We start from the raw sequence: 17,523 nt of genomic DNA, 5'->3' as shown, positions 1-17,523 counted from the left end.
TTTATAACCCGGTCAACTTCAGTGGCGGCGGTTACGATACCGCACGCTTACAAACCGACTACTATGGGTTATTCCGCGGCAATCAATTTAGCAGCATTGATTATATTAACCCGGCTAATCAGCTAACCTACGGGGCGACCACCCGTTTTTACGACGGTGGTTATAAAGAGCGACTCAACCTGTCGTTCGGGCAAATTTATTACTTCGATCAGCCCTCCAACCAAGACGCAGAAACCTTCGATTATTCGTCTTGGGCGCTCGAAGGGGAAGCCAATATTGATGACTACCTGTTTTTACGGGCATCCATGCAATATGACAGCAACCTCAGTGAAATGCAGTTTGGTAACGCGATTGCCGAGTATCGCCACCAACAATTCTACGCACAAACCAGTTATCGCTATGTGGCACAAGAATATATTGAGTCTACCTTGCCGAACCGAGATATCAGCGCACTCACCGATGATGGCCTGTCCCAAGCCGGGGTGGTCACGGGCTTCCCGCTATGGGGAGGCCTCAGTTTTAAAGGCCAATACTGGCGCGATCTCACTCAAGACGTGATGCTAGAAAACCAGTTTAGCCTGACCTATCGCTCTGATTGTTGGGTGGTCGGCTTGAGCTATAACGAGTACTTACTCTCACGCTCTGATATTAATACAGACCCAGAATACGACAATAACGTCACCCTCTCATTTAGCCTCCTAGGGCTAGGGGCTGATAGCGGCTTTAACTTCAGCACAGACTCAGGCAACGCCTTGGGTTATCGCAATCCTTTTGCGCTGAAGAACTAACCCGCTTTATTGTGGTCTGGACTGTTGAACCTATGAAAAGAAGTGGACAAAGCATGAACAAATGGAGTCACGCCCTCATCACTGGCGTTTTAGTGTTGCTGACCCCCTTAACGCAAGCGGCACCTCAAGAGCTGGATCGCGTGATCGCAGTGGTCAATGACGGCGTGGTATTACAAAGTGATATGGCGGCGATGCGTCGCACCGTTACCCTTAATGCCGCCAACAGCGATCGCGAATTACCGCCACAAGATGTGCTTGAAGAGCAAATGCGTGAGCGGCTGGTTATCGAGGAGCTACAACTGCAAGAGGCCAAACGTTTAGGGATCCAGATAGACGATAGCCAGTTGCAACAAGCAATCGAAAACATTGCTAAGGAGCAGTCTGTCAGTGTGCAAGCCCTGCGAGAAAAAATGGCCGAGCAAGGTGTCGCATGGGCACAATACCGTGAACAAGTGCGTCGTGAACTTACCATTTCCGAAGCACGTAACGCGCAAGTACGCCGCCGAATCAGTATTTTACCGCAAGAAGTCGAAACGCTTGCCAGCCAGTTAAATGAGCAAAAGATGCAAAAGGTAAAATACAAACTTTCGCATATTCAGCTCAAATTAGACGACGATGCCAGCAAAACTGAGCGTGAAAGCGTCAAAAAACAAGCTCACCGTCTCGTTGATACCCTGCGCCATGACGGTGATATCGCCGAGCTGGCGATGGAATACTCCAAAGGCCCTAAAGCGCTAGACGGCGGTGATTGGGGCTGGTTGCGCCGAGAGGAAATGCCGACTATTTTCGCCGACCAGATCACCAACCAAGGTAAAGGGGCAATCATCGGGCCGTTTAGAAGCGGGGTTGGCTTCCATATTCTCAAAATTGACGATGTACAAGGACTAGAAACTGTCGCCGTCACCGAAGTGAAAGCGCGTCATATCCTGATCAAACCATCGATCGTGCTGAGTGATAAAGGCGCGCAGAAAGAGCTCAACCAATTAACAGATCAAATCCGACGTGGTGAGCAAAGTTTTGCTGATCTCGCCAAGCAGTACAGCGACGATCCAGGCTCGGCAGTCAATGGTGGCGACCTAGGTTGGTCCACCACCGATGCCTATGTACCCGCCTTTAAGGCGAAAGTTGATGCCCTGCCAGAAGGCCAAGTCAGCGAACCGTTTAAAACCGTACATGGCTGGCATATCGTCGAAGTCACCGATCGTCGTGAAGTGGATAAAACCGATGCGGCTGTGAAAAATCGCGCTTACCGCATGCTATTCAATAGAAAGTTCAACGAAGAAGCGCAGGCCTGGCTGCAAGAGCTACGCGCAGGGGCTTACGTCGAGGTGATCACCGATGACAGCTGAGCGTATCGCGATTACGCCCGGAGAGCCTGCGGGCATCGGGCCTGATCTTGTCTTGGCCATGGCGCTTCATGCTTGGCCTCATCAGCTTGTCGCGGTCGCGAACAAGCAAATGCTGGCTGAGCGCGCCAAGCAATTAGGACTGGCTATCAGCTTGCGAGACTATGATCCCAGCACTGAGCCGCAAGCACACCAGGCGGGCGAGCTTATCGTCGCAGAGACGCCGATTGGTGCGGCGGTGACCCCTGGTCAATTAGATGAAGCCAACGGCCGCTATGTGCTCGATACCCTGACTCGCGCCGCGGAAGGAAACATGAGCGGTGAGTTTGCCGCGATTGTCACCGGCCCGGTTCACAAAGGGATCATCAACCGTGCAGGGGTATCTTTTAGCGGCCATACGGAGTTTTTTGCCCAGCACGCCAATGTCAATCAAGTGGTGATGATGCTCGCCACTGAAGGGTTACGTGTCGCCTTGGTCACCACCCACATTCCCTTGGCCTATGTCTCCAAGGCCATCACCCGTGAGCGCTTGCACGATGTTATCGGCATTTTGCATCAAGACTTACGCGAGAAGTTTGCGATTGCACACCCTCGTATTTATGTCTGCGGCCTGAATCCTCATGCCGGAGAGGGAGGCTGTTTAGGCACAGAGGAAATCGACACCATTGAACCGGCCCTCGATGATTTACGCCAACAAGGGATGGATTTAGTCGGTCCCCTACCCGCGGATACGCTTTTCCAAGAAAAGTACCTGCAAGATGCCGATGCTGTACTGGCGATGTATCACGACCAGGGCTTACCTGTGTTAAAATTCAAAGGATTTGGGCGCTCAGTGAATATTACCTTGGGCCTGCCTTTTGTCAGAACATCAGTAGATCATGGTACCGCACTGGATTTAGCGGGTACCGGTACGGCGGATACAGGAAGCCTGCGGACGGCCATCTCCCACGCCATTGAATTAGTAGATAGCAAGCATGAGCGATAAAGTCCATCAAGGCCACCGTGCCAGAAAACGTTTCGGGCAAAACTTCCTCAATGATCCTTACATCATTGACGGCATTGTATCAGCCATTAACCCCCAATCCGGCGAGAACTTAGTCGAGATTGGCCCAGGCCTGGGCGCGCTCACCGAGCCCGTCACAGAGCAGGTCGACCACCTAAACGTGGTAGAGCTTGACCGGGATCTTGCCGCACGCCTACGCAGTCATCCATTTATGGGCCGTAAACTCACGGTGCATGAAGCCGATGCGATGGCCTTTGATTTTGCCGAGCTTGCCAAGCAAGGCCCGCTACGGATTTTTGGTAACCTGCCATACAATGTCTCTACGCCGTTAATGTTCCATTTGTTCTCTTTTGCCGACCAAGTGCAAGATATGCACTTTATGTTGCAAAAAGAAGTGGTGAATCGTCTCGCCGCTGGTCCTGGCACCAAAGCCTACGGGCGTCTTACCGTCATGGCACAATACTACTGCCAAGTGATCCCGGTATTGGAGGTACCACCGAGTGCCTTTAAGCCGGCACCGAAAGTGGACTCCGCGGTTGTGCGCTTAGTGCCACACAAAACCTTGCCACATCCAGTCACCAATTTGTCATGGTTAGAGCGCGTGTGTCGTGAAGGTTTTAATCAACGCCGTAAAACCATACGTAACTGTTTTAAATCATTGGTTAGTGTCGATACATTGACCGAGCTTGGTATCGACCCTAGCTTACGTCCTGAGCACATGACCTTGGCGCAGTTCTCCAGCTTGGCCAACTGGTTAGATGCCAATCACTCATCATAAACAGGAGCCTTGATTTGCAAGCCACCGAACAATCGCAATTCGAGATTCACGTCGCGACACAATATGTGGAAGACCAATCTGAGCCTGACAATGAGCGCTTTGTCTTCTCATACACGGTCACCATTGAAAACCGCGGCGATGCCCCTGCGCAACTCATGCGCAGAAAATGGCTCATTACCGATGCTAATGGTAAAGAGCTAGAAATAGAAGGAGAAGGCGTTGTCGGCGAGCAACCCAAGATTGCCGCGGGGGAAAAATACACCTACACCAGTGGCACCATCATCGAGACGCCTGTGGGTGTAATGCAAGGTTTTTATACCATGCAAGATCAAGACGATCAGTCGTTTAAGGTCGATATTGCACCGTTTCGTCTCGCGCTGCCAAACATTCTCCACTAATCCCAACAGGGAGGCATATGGCGACCTATCTTGTCGGGGATATCCATGGTTGTGAGCGCACATTACGTGCGCTTCTCACTCAGGTCGATTTTTCCCCAGATAAAGACATCTTGTACTCGGTTGGAGATTTGGTCGCACGCGGCCCCGACTCCCTCAGCGTGTTACGTTTCTTTTATCAGCTCGGGGACGCGGCGCGCGTCGTCTTGGGTAACCACGACTTGCACTTGCTGGCCGTTGCCCATGGCATAAAACCCGTTAAAGGCAAAGACAATACTCAGCCTATTCTTGATGCGCCAGATCGGGATCAACTCCTCGGCTGGTTGTCTCAGCAGCCGCTCCTGATGGATGTCGCCGCGCCAGACGGTGGCTTTTTGCTGGCCCATGCAGGCATAAGCCCGCAGTGGGACAAAAAGACCGCTGTCACCTGTGCCAATGAGGTAGAAGCGATACTGCGCAGTAACGAGCAGCGCTGGTTGCTGGAAAACATGTATGCCGACAGCCCCGATCAGTGGGATCCATCACTGAGCGGCCTTGACCGTTATCGCTATATCATCAATAGCTTTACCCGCATGCGTTTTTGTTTCCTAGATGGCCGCCTGGACATGCAATGCAAGCTGCCACCTAGCCAAGCGGCTGACAGCGGTTTATTGCCTTGGTTTGAGGTACCAGCGCGCCAGCCGCTTGACCAGTCGGTGGTGTTTGGCCATTGGGCGGCGTTAAATGGCACCATCCAGCCCAAGCTTTATGGGCTAGATACTGGGTGCGTATGGGGCGGCAAGCTCACGCTCCTTCGTTGGGAAGATAAAGCCTGCTTTACGTTAGCGGCAGAAAATAGCGCTACTTAGGCACGATCCCAGACAGTAAAAGTGATGGGGTGGGCGTTTTTATCATCCACTGGATGTGAGCCGACCTCTGTTTTCTTCCACCCTTCCCCCCACTGCGGGAAGCGGGTATCGCCGTCGACGTCAAGATCAATAAAGGTAAGATACAAGCGGTCAGCACGGGGCAAAAATGCCTGATAAATGGTACCGCCACCAATCACCATGATCTCCTCATACTCGGCCACGGTTTCAAGCGCTTGTTCTGGCGAGCGCACGACAGTGACTCCCTCTGGCTGATAGTCCGGGTCGCGACTGATCACAATGTTCGGTCGTTTGGGCAGCGGACGACCAATTGACTCAAAGGTTTTGCGCCCCATCACCACAGGATAACCAAGAGTAGTACGTTTAAACCACGCTAAATCTGCCGGCAAATGCCACGGCATTTGGTTATTCTTGCCAATCACTCGATCGTTTGCCATCGCAGCCACTAAACTGACGCGCATTACAGGTACCCTTTTCTTTAAATCACTGGTCGGCGACGATAAAACAATAACCCTGGCATCGCAAGGCCAATGGCCAGTGCCGAGAGAATGAACCCCGCGGTGGTCAGGTTTTCAATAAGGCTCGCCCATAAAGCAGGGCTATAGCCTTGATTGTTGATGGTTACCAACGCAATCATCGCTTTAAACGCGTAAACGCCTGGGATCATCGGGATAATTGCCGCCACGGTAAACACCTTGGGATGCGCCAAAAAGCGCTGCGACCAGTACACACCTAAAAAGCCAATCGTGGTCGCGCCTGCCAGCGTGGCCCATTCAATGGCGACCCCGGATTCCATCAGCACAAAGCGCAAACCATGGCCGACCGCACCGCCATAGGCACAGTATTTGAGCGCCTTAACCGGTACATTAAACACTAATGCAAACCCCACCGCGGGGATCATGGCAAAGAACATATCTTCCAGTAAGGCGAGCAATAAACTCATAACCATCCCCATGCCCCCACAAGACTCATGGCACCAACAATACCCAGCGCTGTTGCCAAGGTGAGCAAGGATGCCATCGTCCAACGAGCGATCCCCATATCGACAAAGCCTTTGACCATGTCTGATACCGCGTTTATCAACGGATAGCCGGGGACGAGCATTAAGACTGATGAGGCCATGATAAGGAAGGGTTCGTTACCCCAATCCATTATCGTGCCCACGCTGGATATCAAGGTGGTGACCATCGCGGTGACCGCGAAAGTGAGAAGCGGATTAAAGTGACGGTGGGCAATCAGTTGGCGCACTCGCATGCCGGTTGCAGACGCGATAAACGTGAGTGCAAACACCACGGCATCGCCGCCCGCTAATCGACTGAAAGCCGCACATGACAAGCCTATCATTCCCACCACCAGCCAAGGTGGATAGCGAAAGGGCTCGATCCGACTTAAGCGCTTGCGCACCGCCAAAGCATCGAGGATCCCTTTCTCGGCCAAAATGACCGTGCGTTGGATATCGGTCACCACTTTCATGTTGATCCCGCGATCGGGGCAACGTCTGGCGGTGGTGATACAATGACCTTGACTGAGCGTGGTGACTACCAAAGAACTCGCCGATAACGCCAGCTCAACGCTATCGAGTCCTAGTGCACGTCCTAAGCGAATACTTACATCACTGACCAGCTTACTTTCCGCGCCATGCTGTAACAGTCGCTGCCCGACTTCAATCACTAAACGCGATATAGCACGCTGCTCTGGCTCGGTTAACCGCTTTCCCACCTTAAAAATCCCTCTTACATTGCGCCTATCTGCTCGCAGTATTCACCACCGACTCGCCACGGTCTTTGATGCAAATAAAGTTGCGATCAGATTATCGCCAAATCGGACATAAAAAAAGCCGCTACAGACGTAACGGCTTTTTAGGATTAAGGCTTGTAGATGATCTCGACGTCGTAGTCGTCTTCGTTCCAATCATCCCAATCATCGTCGTCATCGCTTTGATTGAGCTGCTGTTCGTGGTGATCATCCCACTTGAACGCCACCGTCTCATCTTCCGGCTCAACCTCAGGTTTCGGCGCAGGTAGCGCCTCGATCGATGCCATCAGATCGTAAATAAGCGGTTGGACGTTCGCTTTGTTAATCGCGGATATCGCGTAGTATTTGTCATCCCACGCCAGAGCTTCTAACACACGCTCAATTTGCGCCTGTGCCTCGTCTTCTGGCATCAAATCCACTTTGTTAAATACCAACCAACGCGGTTTATCCGCCAGCTTTTCGCTGTATTGATTCAATTCATCAATAATGGTGAACGCGTTATCGACCGGATCGGTACCATCAACGGGCAGCAAATCAATCATGTGTAACAACACACGACAGCGTTCCAGGTGTTTCAAGAAGCGAATACCCAGTCCCGCGCCATCAGCCGCACCTTCAATCAGACCAGGAATATCGGCCACCACAAAGCTCTTGTCAGCCGCGACACGGACCACGCCAAGGCTAGGCACTAACGTGGTAAAGGGATAATCAGCCACTTTCGGCTTTGCCGCCGACACCGCACGAATAAAGGTCGATTTGCCCGCATTCGGCAAACCTAGCATCCCCACATCGGCCAACAACAACAGCTCCAAACGCAGCTGACGGACTTCGCCTTTAGTTCCCATGGTTTTTTGTCGTGGGGCGCGGTTGACGGACGATTTGAAACGCGTATTGCCAAGGCCGTGAAACCCACCTTTGGCTACCATCACTTTCATGCCATGTTGGGTTAAGTCGGCAATCACCTCACCCGTGTCTTCATCCACAGCCCGGGTACCAACAGGCACATTGAGTACCAAGTCTTCACCGCGTTTACCGGTACAGTTACCCCCGCGACCGTTTTCACCACGCGCTGCAGAGTGAAAGCGCTCAAACTGATAATCGATCAGGGTATTGAGGTTTTCGTCGGCTAGCAGATAGACATCACCACCATCACCGCCATCACCGCCATCTGGGCCCCCTTTAGGGACATATTTTTCCCGCCGGAAGCTGACGGTCCCATTGCCCCCGTCCCCGGCATCGACGCGAATAATCGCTTCATCTACAAACTTCATGCTAACTTCTCCGCACCAATTGCTAAAACGCACGTTTATTGCAACTAGCCTTATCCCAGATTAGTGAATGGCGATCTTATCGATCTTAGGATCATTTTTCTGCTTTGACCGACTTTCCGCGCCTCTCTGATCAAACGCTCATTGACCGGTGATCACCAGACACAATAAAAAGCCCCGCCAAAAGGCAGGGCTTCAGAAATTCGCTTGGCGTTGAAGCTTATTCAGCTTCGATAGTAACGAATTTACGGTTATGACGACCTTTGGTCTCAAATTTCACTTTGCCATCAGACAGAGCGAATAGAGTGTGGTCTTTACCGCAACCTACGTTAGTGCCTGCGTGGAATTTAGTACCACGTTGACGAACGATGATGTTACCTGCTAGTACAGACTCACCACCGAAGCGTTTAACACCTAGGCGTTTACTTTCTGAATCGCGGCCGTTTTTAGTAGAACCGCCAGCTTTTTTGTGTGCCATCTCTTCTCTCTCCTACTCTTAAGCGCTGATGCCAGTGATTTTGACTTCAGTGAACCACTGACGGTGGCCCATGTGCTTGCGAGAATGTTTACGACGACGGAACTTAACGATATTCACTTTATCGCCGCGACCGTGAGTAACAACTTCTGCTGTTACTTTTGCACCGCTAACAAAAGGCGCGCCAACTTTAACGTCTTCGCCGTTTGCCACTAGCAATACTTTGTCAAGTTCTACACTTGCGCCAGTTTCAACGTCTAGCTTTTCCAAGCGAATAGTCTGGCCTTCGCTTACTCGGTGTTGCTTACCACCACTTTGGAAAACTGCGTACATGTTTTACTCCGCATTTCCGCACGGCCTGCTGCAATATTGAGCAACAAGGGGTGCGCATATAATTCATCAATAGGGCGCGAATTCTACGGCAGAAATTGATTTGAGGCAAGAGGGGAAAGCAAGAAAATTGGTGAAAAGGTGCTCAGCATTAATTCCCACACATTTTCCCTGTGCGAGCGCTATCTCGTCGCCTGTCATCTGGTGTACTATGCCAAGCTAAATACCCGCTCTGGTGCCGATACTGACGAAGGTTTCACGCCATTCTGAACGTATTAACGTGCAATATTTCGCCTCTTGCTGCTAGTGAGTTGTGATTTATTTCGTTAGCTCGGCAGGCAAGTAACTAGGACAAAGCCCGGATATATTCATGGATTTCAAATCAATCCAAGCCTTAATTAGTGATGACATGGCGCAGGTCGACCAAAAGATCCTCGCCCAGTTAAACTCTGATGTCGCGCTAATCAATCAGCTCGGCTTTTACATCGTTAACAGCGGTGGCAAACGACTGCGCCCGATGCTCGCTGTATTAGCGGCGCGTGCACTTGGTTATCACGGTGACAAACACACCACCGCCGCCGCATTTATTGAATTCATTCATACCGCCACCTTGCTCCATGATGACGTGGTCGATGAATCGGACTTGCGCCGTGGCAATGCAACCGCCAATGCCTTGTTTGGTAATGCGGCCAGTGTGTTAGTCGGTGATTACATTTACACCCGCTCGTTTCAAATGATGACCAGCCTACGCTCGTTACGCATTCTGGATTTAATGAGTGAGGCTACCAATGTGATTGCTGAAGGGGAAGTGCTGCAATTGATRAATTGTAACGACCCTGATACCACAGAAACCAGTTATATGCAGGTCATCTACTCTAAAACCGCGCGTTTGTTTGAGTCAGCCACCCAGATTGGCGCGATTCTTAACGAGGCAGACGCAGACACGGAGAAAGCCCTCCAAGACTATGGCCGATATCTTGGAACAGCGTTCCAGTTAATTGATGATGTGATTGACTACACCAGTGCTGACAATGAAATGGGCAAGCAAACGGGTGATGATTTGGCAGAAGGCAAACCGACGCTACCTTTGCTGCACGCGATGCAACACGGCTCTGAGGAAGAAGCGGCGATGATTCGTACCGCCATCGAAAAAGGCAATGGCCGCGATAAACTCGAGGCGATTTTGGCCTGTATGGACGCCTGCGGCTCACTGGCGTATACCCGAGCGCGTGCCGAGCAGGAATCAGAAAAAGCCATCGGTGCGCTCGATATATTGCCAGAAACCCCGTATAAACACGCCTTAGTGGCATTGGCGCATTTAGCGGTTGACCGCAACACCTAACGCAATTTAAGCCCCTCAGCCAAACTAAAAAGCGGCGCTGTTGCGCCGCTTTCCTCACCAAGGTCGAATGCCTACTATTTGGCCGCGAACTCTTCGCCCATTTTGATATCTTTACGCAGCGTTTCCAGCATCTTGTCCATCGCTTGTTGCTCATAGGCACTTAGCTCACCGATGCTGAGGATCTCGTCGACTCCCTCTTTACCCAGACGTACCGGTTGAGCGAAGAAGCGGGCGTGCTGACCGTCGCCTTCAACATACGCACATTCCACCACGTTTGATTCACCTTGCAGGGCGCGCACCAGCGAGAGGCCAAAGCGACATGCTGCCTGACCCATTGACAAGGTTGCGGAGCCACCACCGGCTTTAGCTTCAACCACTTCAGTGCCAGCGTTTTGAATGCGCGGCGTCAAGGCTTCAACCTCTTCTTGGCTAAATGTCACGCCTTTTACTTGCGACAATAGCGGCAGAATCGTCACGCCTGAGTGGCCACCGACAACAGGAATAGACACGTCGCGTGGATCCATCCCTTTCAGCTCACCGATAAAGGCTTCTGAGCGGATCACATCCAGCGTGGTCACGCCAAACAGTTTATTTTTATCGTAAACGCCCTTGGCTTTCAGCACATCGGCGGCAATCGCCACCGTGGTATTAACCGGGTTAGTGATAATACCTACGCAGGCTTTTGGACACACATCAGCAATCTTTTCCGCCAATGATTTCACAATGCCCGCGTTCACATTGAACAAATCAGAGCGATCCATACCCGGCTTACGAGCCACCCCTGCAGAGATTAACACCACATCAGCCCCATCAAGTGCTGGCGTTGGATCTTCGCCGCTATAGCCTTTGATGGTGACCGGCGTGGGGATGTGACTCAAGTCAACCGCTACACCTGGCGTAACAGGAGCGATATCGTACAAGGCCAGGTCGGAACCGGCTGGTAAATTATTTTTTAGCAGTAGGGCTAGAGCCTGACCAATGCCTCCCGCGGCGCCAATCACAGCAACTTTCATGTCGTTCTCCTTTCGATATTTCTTATAGTCCGGATCCGGTCCGGCTTCTGTTCGGGCACAAGTCGCCCATCAATGGTGCGAACTGTTGCTTCATCATATGCCCGCCCCTACCCCCACTCAAGCCTCAGGCGATGATGATCAGCCTAAGCTCTCATTTTTTCGCTCTCCCTTTGTTTGTCGCGGAGCGTCTGGTCAGCAACAGTGATATTGTCGCCATTTTACACCCTCAGTGATTGCCCCTCGTTGCATGTATATGCAAAATAGCCACTCGTTTGTCATTGCGAGTCTGCCGTCATGCGTAACTCAGAAAAACAAGACCAATTGGTTCGAGCGTTTAAAGCGATCCTCAAAGAAGAAAAGTTCAGTTCTCAGGGTGAGATTGTCGAAGCCCTACGTGCTCAAGGATTTGAGGGCATCAACCAGTCGAAAGTATCACGCATGTTGACCAAATTCGGCGCAGTGCGTACCCGCAACGCCAAAATGGAAATGGTCTATTGCTTACCGATCGAACTCGGAGTCCCCACCACCGGCAGCGCCTTGCGCGAGCTGGTGATGGAGATCGACTATAATGAGGCTGTGGTAGTGATCCATACCGGGCCAGGGGCCGCGCAGCTTATCGCACGGCTTCTCGACTCATTGGGCAAGGCCGAAGGCATCCTGGGTGCCGTGGCCGGAGACGACACCATCTTTATCACGCCCACCCGCGGTACCAGCACAGAAGCCTTATTTGAGGCGGTATGCGATCTGTTTGAATATCATTATTGATTACCCTATCAGGCAGCGCGAAGCCGCTGCCTACYTGCCTTATCTCACTTTTGAGTCATTGCAACGAAAGTAAAAGCGATAACATCGTTTTAATTTTTTGATACCCCTCTGTTACTATCTGCTTTTAGCTGCCACACACTGTTCACGTTTTCGTTAAACGTCAGTGAGACTGCGAGCGTAGCAGTGGGCTGCAGACAGGCGAGTCGCTCATAGATAGTGACGCAGCCGGGTATGCATTTCTCGGGACACTGTAGCCGCATCAGCGGTGCATATGATAATAAGGACAAACTGCATGACGAAGACACATCAATCGTCTCCTGATGTGCAAGACATGGTGGCGCAAGCAGATACTGGCGCACGCTCACCGGATGGACTATCAGGACGTATTCTTTGGCTGGTACCACTTTGCTGGTCCCTGTTTCAGCTTTGGTATGCGTCGCCGCTACCTTTCGCGCTCGACTTTGGCGTACTCAATAATACCGAAGCTCGCTCGCTCCATTTGGCGTTCGCGATGTTTTTGGCCTACACCGCCTACCCCGCGCGTAAGACCTCCCCCCGAGATCGGGTGCCATTACTCGATTGGGTATTTGCACTAGCGGGTAGTTTAGCCGCCGGTTACCTCTTCCTTTTTTATAACCAACTTGCAGACCGTGCTGGCGCTTATACCTCGTTTGATATTACGGTTGCCGCCATCGGTATGATTCTGATGCTTGAGGCAACACGCCGCGCCCTTGGCCCACCGCTAATGGTGGTGGCAGGTGTGTTCTTACTCTATACCTTTGCCGGCCCCTACATGCCGGACGTCATCGCTCACAAAGGCGCGAGCTTGAACAAAGCCATGTCACACTTGTGGCTGACTACTGAAGGCGTCTTCGGGGTGGCACTGGGCGTCTCTACCTCGTTTGTATTCCTGTTTGTCCTGTTCGGTGCCTTGCTCGACCGCGCCGGTGCCGGCGGCTACTTCATTAAAGTAGCCTTCTCACTACTCGGTCACATGCGCGGTGGCCCCGCCAAAGCCGCGGTGGTCGCGTCCGGCCTATCCGGTTTGGTCTCGGGTTCTTCGATTGCCAACGTAGTGACTACCGGGACCTTTACCATTCCCTTGATGAAACGCGTGGGCTTCCCAAGTCATAAAGCCGGGGCGGTGGAAGTGGCTGCCTCGACTAATGGCCAGCTCACCCCACCGATTATGGGGGCGGCGGCATTCTTGATGGTGGAATACGTGGGCATTTCCTACGTCGAGGTGATTAAAGCCGCGCTACTTCCCGCACTGATCTCTTATATTGCGCTGATTTACATCGTGCACTTAGAAGCCTGTAAAGCCGGCATGGAAGGCTTACCACGCCGTCATACCAGCACGGTACTGCAAAAACTGTTCTCGTTTATGACGGTGTTTGTTGGCTTGTTGGTGCTCAGCGCTGCGGTCTACTACGGCAWTGGCTGGACCAAAGACGTATTTGGTGCCATGGCAACCGTGGTCATCGGTATCCTCACGCTGATTGCCTATGTGCTGTTGGTGCGTTACTCCGCCCAGTATAAATCGCAAGCAGCGGAAGACCCCGCGGCGGCTGATTTGTCCGAGGTCCCCGAGCCCGGCCCCACCGTGCGTTCGGGCTTGTACTACCTGCTGCCAATCGGCGTGCTGGTATGGTGTTTGACCGTGGAGCGTTTCTCGCCAGGCCTCTCTGCATTTTGGGCGACGGTGTTTATGATTTTTATCATTCTCACCCAGCGTCCACTCATTGCCTACTTCAACCAGCGCACTAACTTTAAAGAAGAAATTCGTGACGGGGGTGTTGATCTTCTCGAAGCCTTTGTGACCGGTGCGCGCAACATGATCGGTATCGGTGTCGCCACTGCAGCGGCCGGGATTGTGGTGGGTACGGTCACCCTCACTGGCATCGGTTTGGTAATGACAGACTTCGTCGAGTTTATCTCCGGCGGCAACATCTTCCTGATGTTGCTGTTTACCGCGGTGATCAGCTTATTGTTGGGGATGGGACTACCGACCACCGCCAACTATATCGTGGTCTCTACCCTGATGGCGCCAGTGATTGTTACTTTAGGTGCACAGCAGGGGCTGATTATTCCACTGATCGCGGTGCACTTATTTGTGTTCTATTTCGGTATTCTTGCCGATGACACCCCCCCTGTGGGGTTAGCTGCCTTTGCGGCCGCGGCCATTGCTAAGTCCGATCCCATCCGCACCGGTGTGCAAGGTTTTACTTACGACATCCGCACCGCCATTCTGCCATTTATGTTTATCTTCAATACCCAGTTGTTGTTGCTCGATCTCGATGGCCCCTTCCACCTGATTTTGACCATTGTGTCGGCGACCATAGCGATGCTGGCGTTCTCTGCCGCAACACAAGGTTGGTGGATGACTAGAAACAAATGGTGGGAAACCGCCTTATTGTTATTGATTACCTTCTCCCTTTTCCGTCCAGGGTTTTGGTGGGACGAAGTGTATCCGCCGACGACCAGCTTCCCAGGCACAGAGATCACCCGTGTGGCGGAGCAGCTACCAGACGGGAAGCCGCTGCAGCTTGAAGTGGAAGGAGAAAACTTCTTTGGTGAGCAAGTCTCCAAGCACGTGGTATTGCCCGTGGATCATAGCCTTGAAAGCGGAAAAGCCCGCATTAACGACACAGGCTTAATGCTTCGCGAGGAAGACGACAAGTTGTTGGTGGATATGATCCAATTTGGCAGTGACGCTGACAAAGCAGGGATTGATTTTGATTGGCAAATCAAAACAGTGACTATCGATAATGTCCGGCCATGGAAAGAGTGGGTGTTTGTCCCTACTCTCTTGCTCTTAGCATTGTTGGGGTGGAATCAACGCCGCCGTATTCGCCAAGCCTAATAACAGGGGGACGTGTGTGACACGTGCCCCTTTCTTTTATAAGTGCAAAGGATATCGCTATGTATAAACATATCTTGGTTCCGGTCGATTTGAACGACGAAAGCTTTGCAGATACCGCGGTCGTTCACGCTGTTTGGCTCGCCAGCCAGTCAGGTGCCAAAATCCACCTGCTCACTGTATTGCCCGGCATTCATAATTCGATGGTCGCCTCTTACTTCCCTGAAGAAGCCGCCAATAAAATGAAACGCGACATGAAGCGCAATTTACAAGGATTTGCGGATAAATATGTCCCCAAGGGCGTGGCCTGTCAGGTGTCGGTTGAAGAAGGTAAGCCCTACAAGGGGATCATTAAAACGGCAGAGCGTATCGGCTGCGATCTGATTGTGATGCCAAGCCATAAGCGTTCACGCGTCAATAAAATGATGCTGGGCTCAGTTGCAGCCAAAGTGCTCGAAGGTGCCAGTGTCCATGTAATGGTGTTAAAACCTTAACCATAGGGTTCAGGCACGTCGATACGTGCMTGAGCATTGTTCACCGCTGGCGTTGATCATAGCCCCAGCGAGGCACCAAGGTTTGTTCGGCCCCCAAGTGATCTAAAATGCGCGCCACCATAAAGTCCACTAAATCATCGATCGACTGGGGCTGGTGATAAAAGCCTGGCGCGGCAGGCATAATGGTGACACCCATCTGCGACAGCTTGTGCATGTTTTCTAAATGCAGCGTTGAAAACGGGGTCTCGCGCACCACCAAGAGCAACTGTCCGCGCTCTTTAAGTACCACATCCGCCGCGCGTTCGATAAGGTTATCAGACAAACCATGGGCAATGGACGATAACGAACCTGCCGAGCAGGGGCACACCACCATTTGCTTGGGCGCTGCCGATCCCGAGGCGACCGGCGAAAACCAATCTTCTTTACCACAAACGATCAGTTTGTTGCTATCACATTGCAGATGTTCGGCTAATATTTTCTGTGCCGCTTGCGGGCCTGACGGAAGTTTCAGCCCATGCTCGGTCGCTAACACCACACGTGCGGCCGACGAGATCAATAAGAAAACCTGATAATTTTGTGCGAGCAGGCACTCGAGCAAACGTAGACCGTAGGGCGCACCGGACGCGCCTGTCCACGCCAAGGTTATTCGTTTATCCGCCATAAACCGCCTCCTTACTCGCCAGAGCTGTTAGCAGCTTGTCATGAATGCCACCAAAACCGCCGTTGCTCATCACCAACACGGTATCGCCTGCTTGGGCGTGCTCAGTCAGGGCAGTTACCAGTGCATCAATATCGTCATGTATACGCGCCGGCTGCGTGCAGTTGTCCACCACCGCTTCAAGCGACCAATCTAGCCCTTGCGGTTGATATAAGAACACCGTGTCCGCACCGGCCAACGACGCCGCTAGTGTATCCTTGTGAACCCCTTGCTTCATGGTATTAGAACGTGGCTCGAGCACAGCGACAATGCGGCCATTACCCACTTTCGCGCGCAACCCCTCAAGGGTCAGGCGAATCGCCGTCGGGTGGTGGGCAAAATCGTCATACACAGTGACACCGGCTTGCTCCCCTCGCCACTCTAGACGTCGCTTGGTATTGATAAATGTCTCGAGCGATTGGCAGGCCAAATCAGGTGTCACCCCCACATGACGCGCTGCCGCGATGGCCATCAACGCATTACGCACGTTGTGATCACCGACTAAATCCCAGCTCACCGTCCCCACGAGTTCACCGGCAAAGTACACGTCAAATTGACTGCCAGCCGGGTCTTTTTTCATGCTCTGCCACTGGCCATCCGGCCCGGCGTACACACACTCACTCCAACAGCCCATCGCCAACGTGTCCGTGACATTGGTATCGTCTGAGGGCGCAATAATTTGCCCAATCCCCGGCACGGTACGCACCACATGGTGAAATTGTTTCTTGATCGCCGCCAGATTATCAAAAATATCGGCGTGATCGAACTCAAGGTTATTGATCACCAAGGTTTTCGGTTGGTAATGGATAAACTTAGAGCGCTTATCGAAAAACGCACTGTCATATTCATCCGCTTCCACCACAAAAAACGGGCTATCGCCTAATCGCGCCGACGCGTTAAAGTTACTCGCTACCCCACCAATCAAAAAGCCGGGGGCGTAGCCACAGTCTTCTAAAATCCACGCCAGCATGCTGGCGGTGGTGGTCTTTCCATGGGTGCCAGATACCGCCAGCACCCAGCGGTCTTGCAGTAGAAAATCATGCAGCCATTGCGGGCCAGAGGTATACGGCAAGCCTTGGTTGAGGACCGCCTCGACACAAGGGTTACCACGGCTCATGGCATTGCCAATCACCACCAAGTCAGGTGCAGGTGATAGCTGGACAGGATCATAGCCTTCGATAATATCGATTCCCTGAGACTCAAGTAGCGTGCTCATCGGGGGATAAACATGGCTGTCAGAGCCCGTCACCCTATGCCCCAGTTGTTTTGCCAGCATGGCTGCGCCACCCATAAAAGTCCCGCAGATGCCTAAAATATGAATATGCATAGCCTTCACTGTATTGTTGAT

At 52.2% G+C, this 17,523-nt stretch carries 19 protein-coding genes; 10 read left to right on the top strand and 9 right to left on the bottom strand.

Annotated elements, in window-relative coordinates:
* The 6 genes from lptD to apaH all read left to right on the top strand — a co-directional run.
* On the top strand, nt 1-788 hold a 788-nt coding region (gene lptD, locus BZG14_RS11930; protein ID WP_131825184.1), incomplete at its 5' end, for an LPS assembly protein LptD.
* Nucleotides 789-841: 53 nt separating this feature from the next.
* On the top strand, nt 842-2,137 hold the full coding sequence (surA, locus tag BZG14_RS11925; protein WP_077486420.1) for a peptidylprolyl isomerase SurA: 1,296 nt from the start codon (nt 842-844) through the stop codon (nt 2,135-2,137).
* Nucleotides 2,127-3,119, top strand: a complete 993-nt coding sequence (pdxA, locus tag BZG14_RS11920) for a 4-hydroxythreonine-4-phosphate dehydrogenase PdxA (RefSeq protein WP_069361683.1) — start codon at nt 2,127-2,129, stop codon at nt 3,117-3,119. The genes surA and pdxA overlap by 11 nt, the downstream gene beginning before the upstream one ends.
* Entirely contained in the window at nt 3,109-3,915 is an 807-nt protein-coding gene (gene rsmA, locus BZG14_RS11915) for a 16S rRNA (adenine(1518)-N(6)/adenine(1519)-N(6))-dimethyltransferase RsmA (protein ID WP_069361682.1), read from the top strand. Before pdxA ends, rsmA begins: the two co-directional genes overlap by 11 nt.
* A 14-nt stretch (nt 3,916-3,929) precedes the next feature.
* Complete coding sequence (gene apaG / locus BZG14_RS11910; RefSeq protein ID WP_069361681.1) at nt 3,930-4,313, top strand: Co2+/Mg2+ efflux protein ApaG; 384 nt, start codon at nt 3,930-3,932, stop codon at nt 4,311-4,313.
* Nucleotides 4,314-4,330: 17 nt separating this feature from the next.
* The gene (gene apaH, locus BZG14_RS11905) at nt 4,331-5,158 is read left to right on the top strand and encodes a bis(5'-nucleosyl)-tetraphosphatase (symmetrical) ApaH (protein WP_077608827.1); all 828 of its coding nucleotides are present in this window, start codon (nt 4,331-4,333) and stop codon (nt 5,156-5,158) included.
* On the opposite strand, the gene folA is transcribed toward apaH, so the two are convergent.
* The 6 genes from folA to rplU all read right to left on the bottom strand — a co-directional run bounded on the left by folA (nt 5,155) and on the right by rplU (nt 9,007).
* Nucleotides 5,155-5,637 (bottom strand): type 3 dihydrofolate reductase, encoded by a 483-nt coding sequence (gene folA, locus BZG14_RS11900; RefSeq protein WP_077608826.1) that lies wholly within the window; start codon nt 5,635-5,637, stop codon nt 5,155-5,157. The two genes, apaH and folA, sit on opposite strands and share 4 nt — an antisense overlap.
* Before the next feature lie 17 nt (nt 5,638-5,654).
* Nucleotides 5,655-6,119, bottom strand: a complete 465-nt coding sequence (locus BZG14_RS11895) for a threonine/serine exporter family protein (RefSeq protein WP_069361678.1) — start codon at nt 6,117-6,119, stop codon at nt 5,655-5,657.
* Nucleotides 6,116-6,895 (bottom strand): threonine/serine ThrE exporter family protein, encoded by a 780-nt coding sequence (locus BZG14_RS11890; protein ID WP_069361677.1) that lies wholly within the window; start codon nt 6,893-6,895, stop codon nt 6,116-6,118. The genes BZG14_RS11895 and BZG14_RS11890 overlap by 4 nt, the downstream gene beginning before the upstream one ends.
* A 146-nt stretch (nt 6,896-7,041) precedes the next feature.
* Nucleotides 7,042-8,202: an Obg family GTPase CgtA gene (gene cgtA, locus BZG14_RS11885; RefSeq protein WP_069361676.1), complete on the bottom strand. Its 1,161-nt coding sequence runs from the start codon at nt 8,200-8,202 to the stop codon at nt 7,042-7,044.
* A 217-nt stretch (nt 8,203-8,419) separates the two neighbouring features.
* On the bottom strand, nt 8,420-8,677 hold the full coding sequence (rpmA, locus tag BZG14_RS11880; protein ID WP_069361675.1) for a 50S ribosomal protein L27: 258 nt from the start codon (nt 8,675-8,677) through the stop codon (nt 8,420-8,422).
* An 18-nt stretch (nt 8,678-8,695) separates the two neighbouring features.
* Nucleotides 8,696-9,007 carry a 50S ribosomal protein L21 gene (gene rplU / locus BZG14_RS11875; protein WP_046074286.1) on the bottom strand — a complete coding sequence of 104 codons (312 nt, stop codon included), beginning with the start codon at nt 9,005-9,007 and terminating at the stop codon, nt 8,696-8,698.
* A 367-nt stretch (nt 9,008-9,374) separates the two neighbouring features.
* On the opposite strand from rplU, the gene ispB reads away from it, so the two are divergent.
* Nucleotides 9,375-10,346: an octaprenyl diphosphate synthase gene (gene ispB, locus BZG14_RS11870; protein ID WP_077608825.1), complete on the top strand. Its 972-nt coding sequence runs from the start codon at nt 9,375-9,377 to the stop codon at nt 10,344-10,346.
* Between the two features lie 74 nt (nt 10,347-10,420).
* Here ispB and mdh read toward each other — a convergent pair whose 3' ends face one another.
* Nucleotides 10,421-11,359 (bottom strand): malate dehydrogenase, encoded by a 939-nt coding sequence (gene mdh / locus BZG14_RS11865; RefSeq protein ID WP_077608824.1) that lies wholly within the window; start codon nt 11,357-11,359, stop codon nt 10,421-10,423.
* A gap of 294 nt (nt 11,360-11,653) precedes the next feature.
* On the opposite strand from mdh, the gene argR reads away from it, so the two are divergent.
* From argR to BZG14_RS11850, 3 genes are all read left to right on the top strand, one after another.
* A complete protein-coding gene (gene argR, locus BZG14_RS11860) occupies nt 11,654-12,124 on the top strand; it encodes a transcriptional regulator ArgR (RefSeq protein WP_046074289.1) in 471 nt (156 codons plus the stop codon).
* 292 nt (nt 12,125-12,416) lie between these two features.
* Complete coding sequence (locus BZG14_RS11855) at nt 12,417-14,987, top strand: TRAP transporter permease (protein WP_077608823.1); 2,571 nt, start codon at nt 12,417-12,419, stop codon at nt 14,985-14,987.
* Nucleotides 14,988-15,046: 59 nt separating this feature from the next.
* On the top strand, nt 15,047-15,478 hold the full coding sequence (locus BZG14_RS11850) for a universal stress protein (RefSeq protein ID WP_077608822.1): 432 nt from the start codon (nt 15,047-15,049) through the stop codon (nt 15,476-15,478).
* A 40-nt stretch (nt 15,479-15,518) separates the two neighbouring features.
* Here the strand turns inward: BZG14_RS11850 and BZG14_RS11845 are convergent, their stop codons facing one another.
* Nucleotides 15,519-16,139 carry a flavin prenyltransferase UbiX gene (locus tag BZG14_RS11845; RefSeq protein WP_077608821.1) on the bottom strand — a complete coding sequence of 207 codons (621 nt, stop codon included), beginning with the start codon at nt 16,137-16,139 and terminating at the stop codon, nt 15,519-15,521.
* On the bottom strand, nt 16,129-17,502 hold the full coding sequence (gene mpl / locus BZG14_RS11840; RefSeq protein ID WP_077608828.1) for a UDP-N-acetylmuramate:L-alanyl-gamma-D-glutamyl-meso-diaminopimelate ligase: 1,374 nt from the start codon (nt 17,500-17,502) through the stop codon (nt 16,129-16,131). The genes BZG14_RS11845 and mpl overlap by 11 nt, the downstream gene beginning before the upstream one ends.
* Nucleotides 17,503-17,523 lie beyond the last annotated feature (21 nt).

The organism is Salinivibrio sp. IB282, assembly GCF_001995685.1.
Taxonomy (GTDB): Bacteria; Pseudomonadota; Gammaproteobacteria; order Enterobacterales; family Vibrionaceae; genus Salinivibrio; species Salinivibrio kushneri.
Note: the sequence above shows the minus strand (reverse complement) of the source record. Positions and strands in the feature narration are given on the sequence as shown.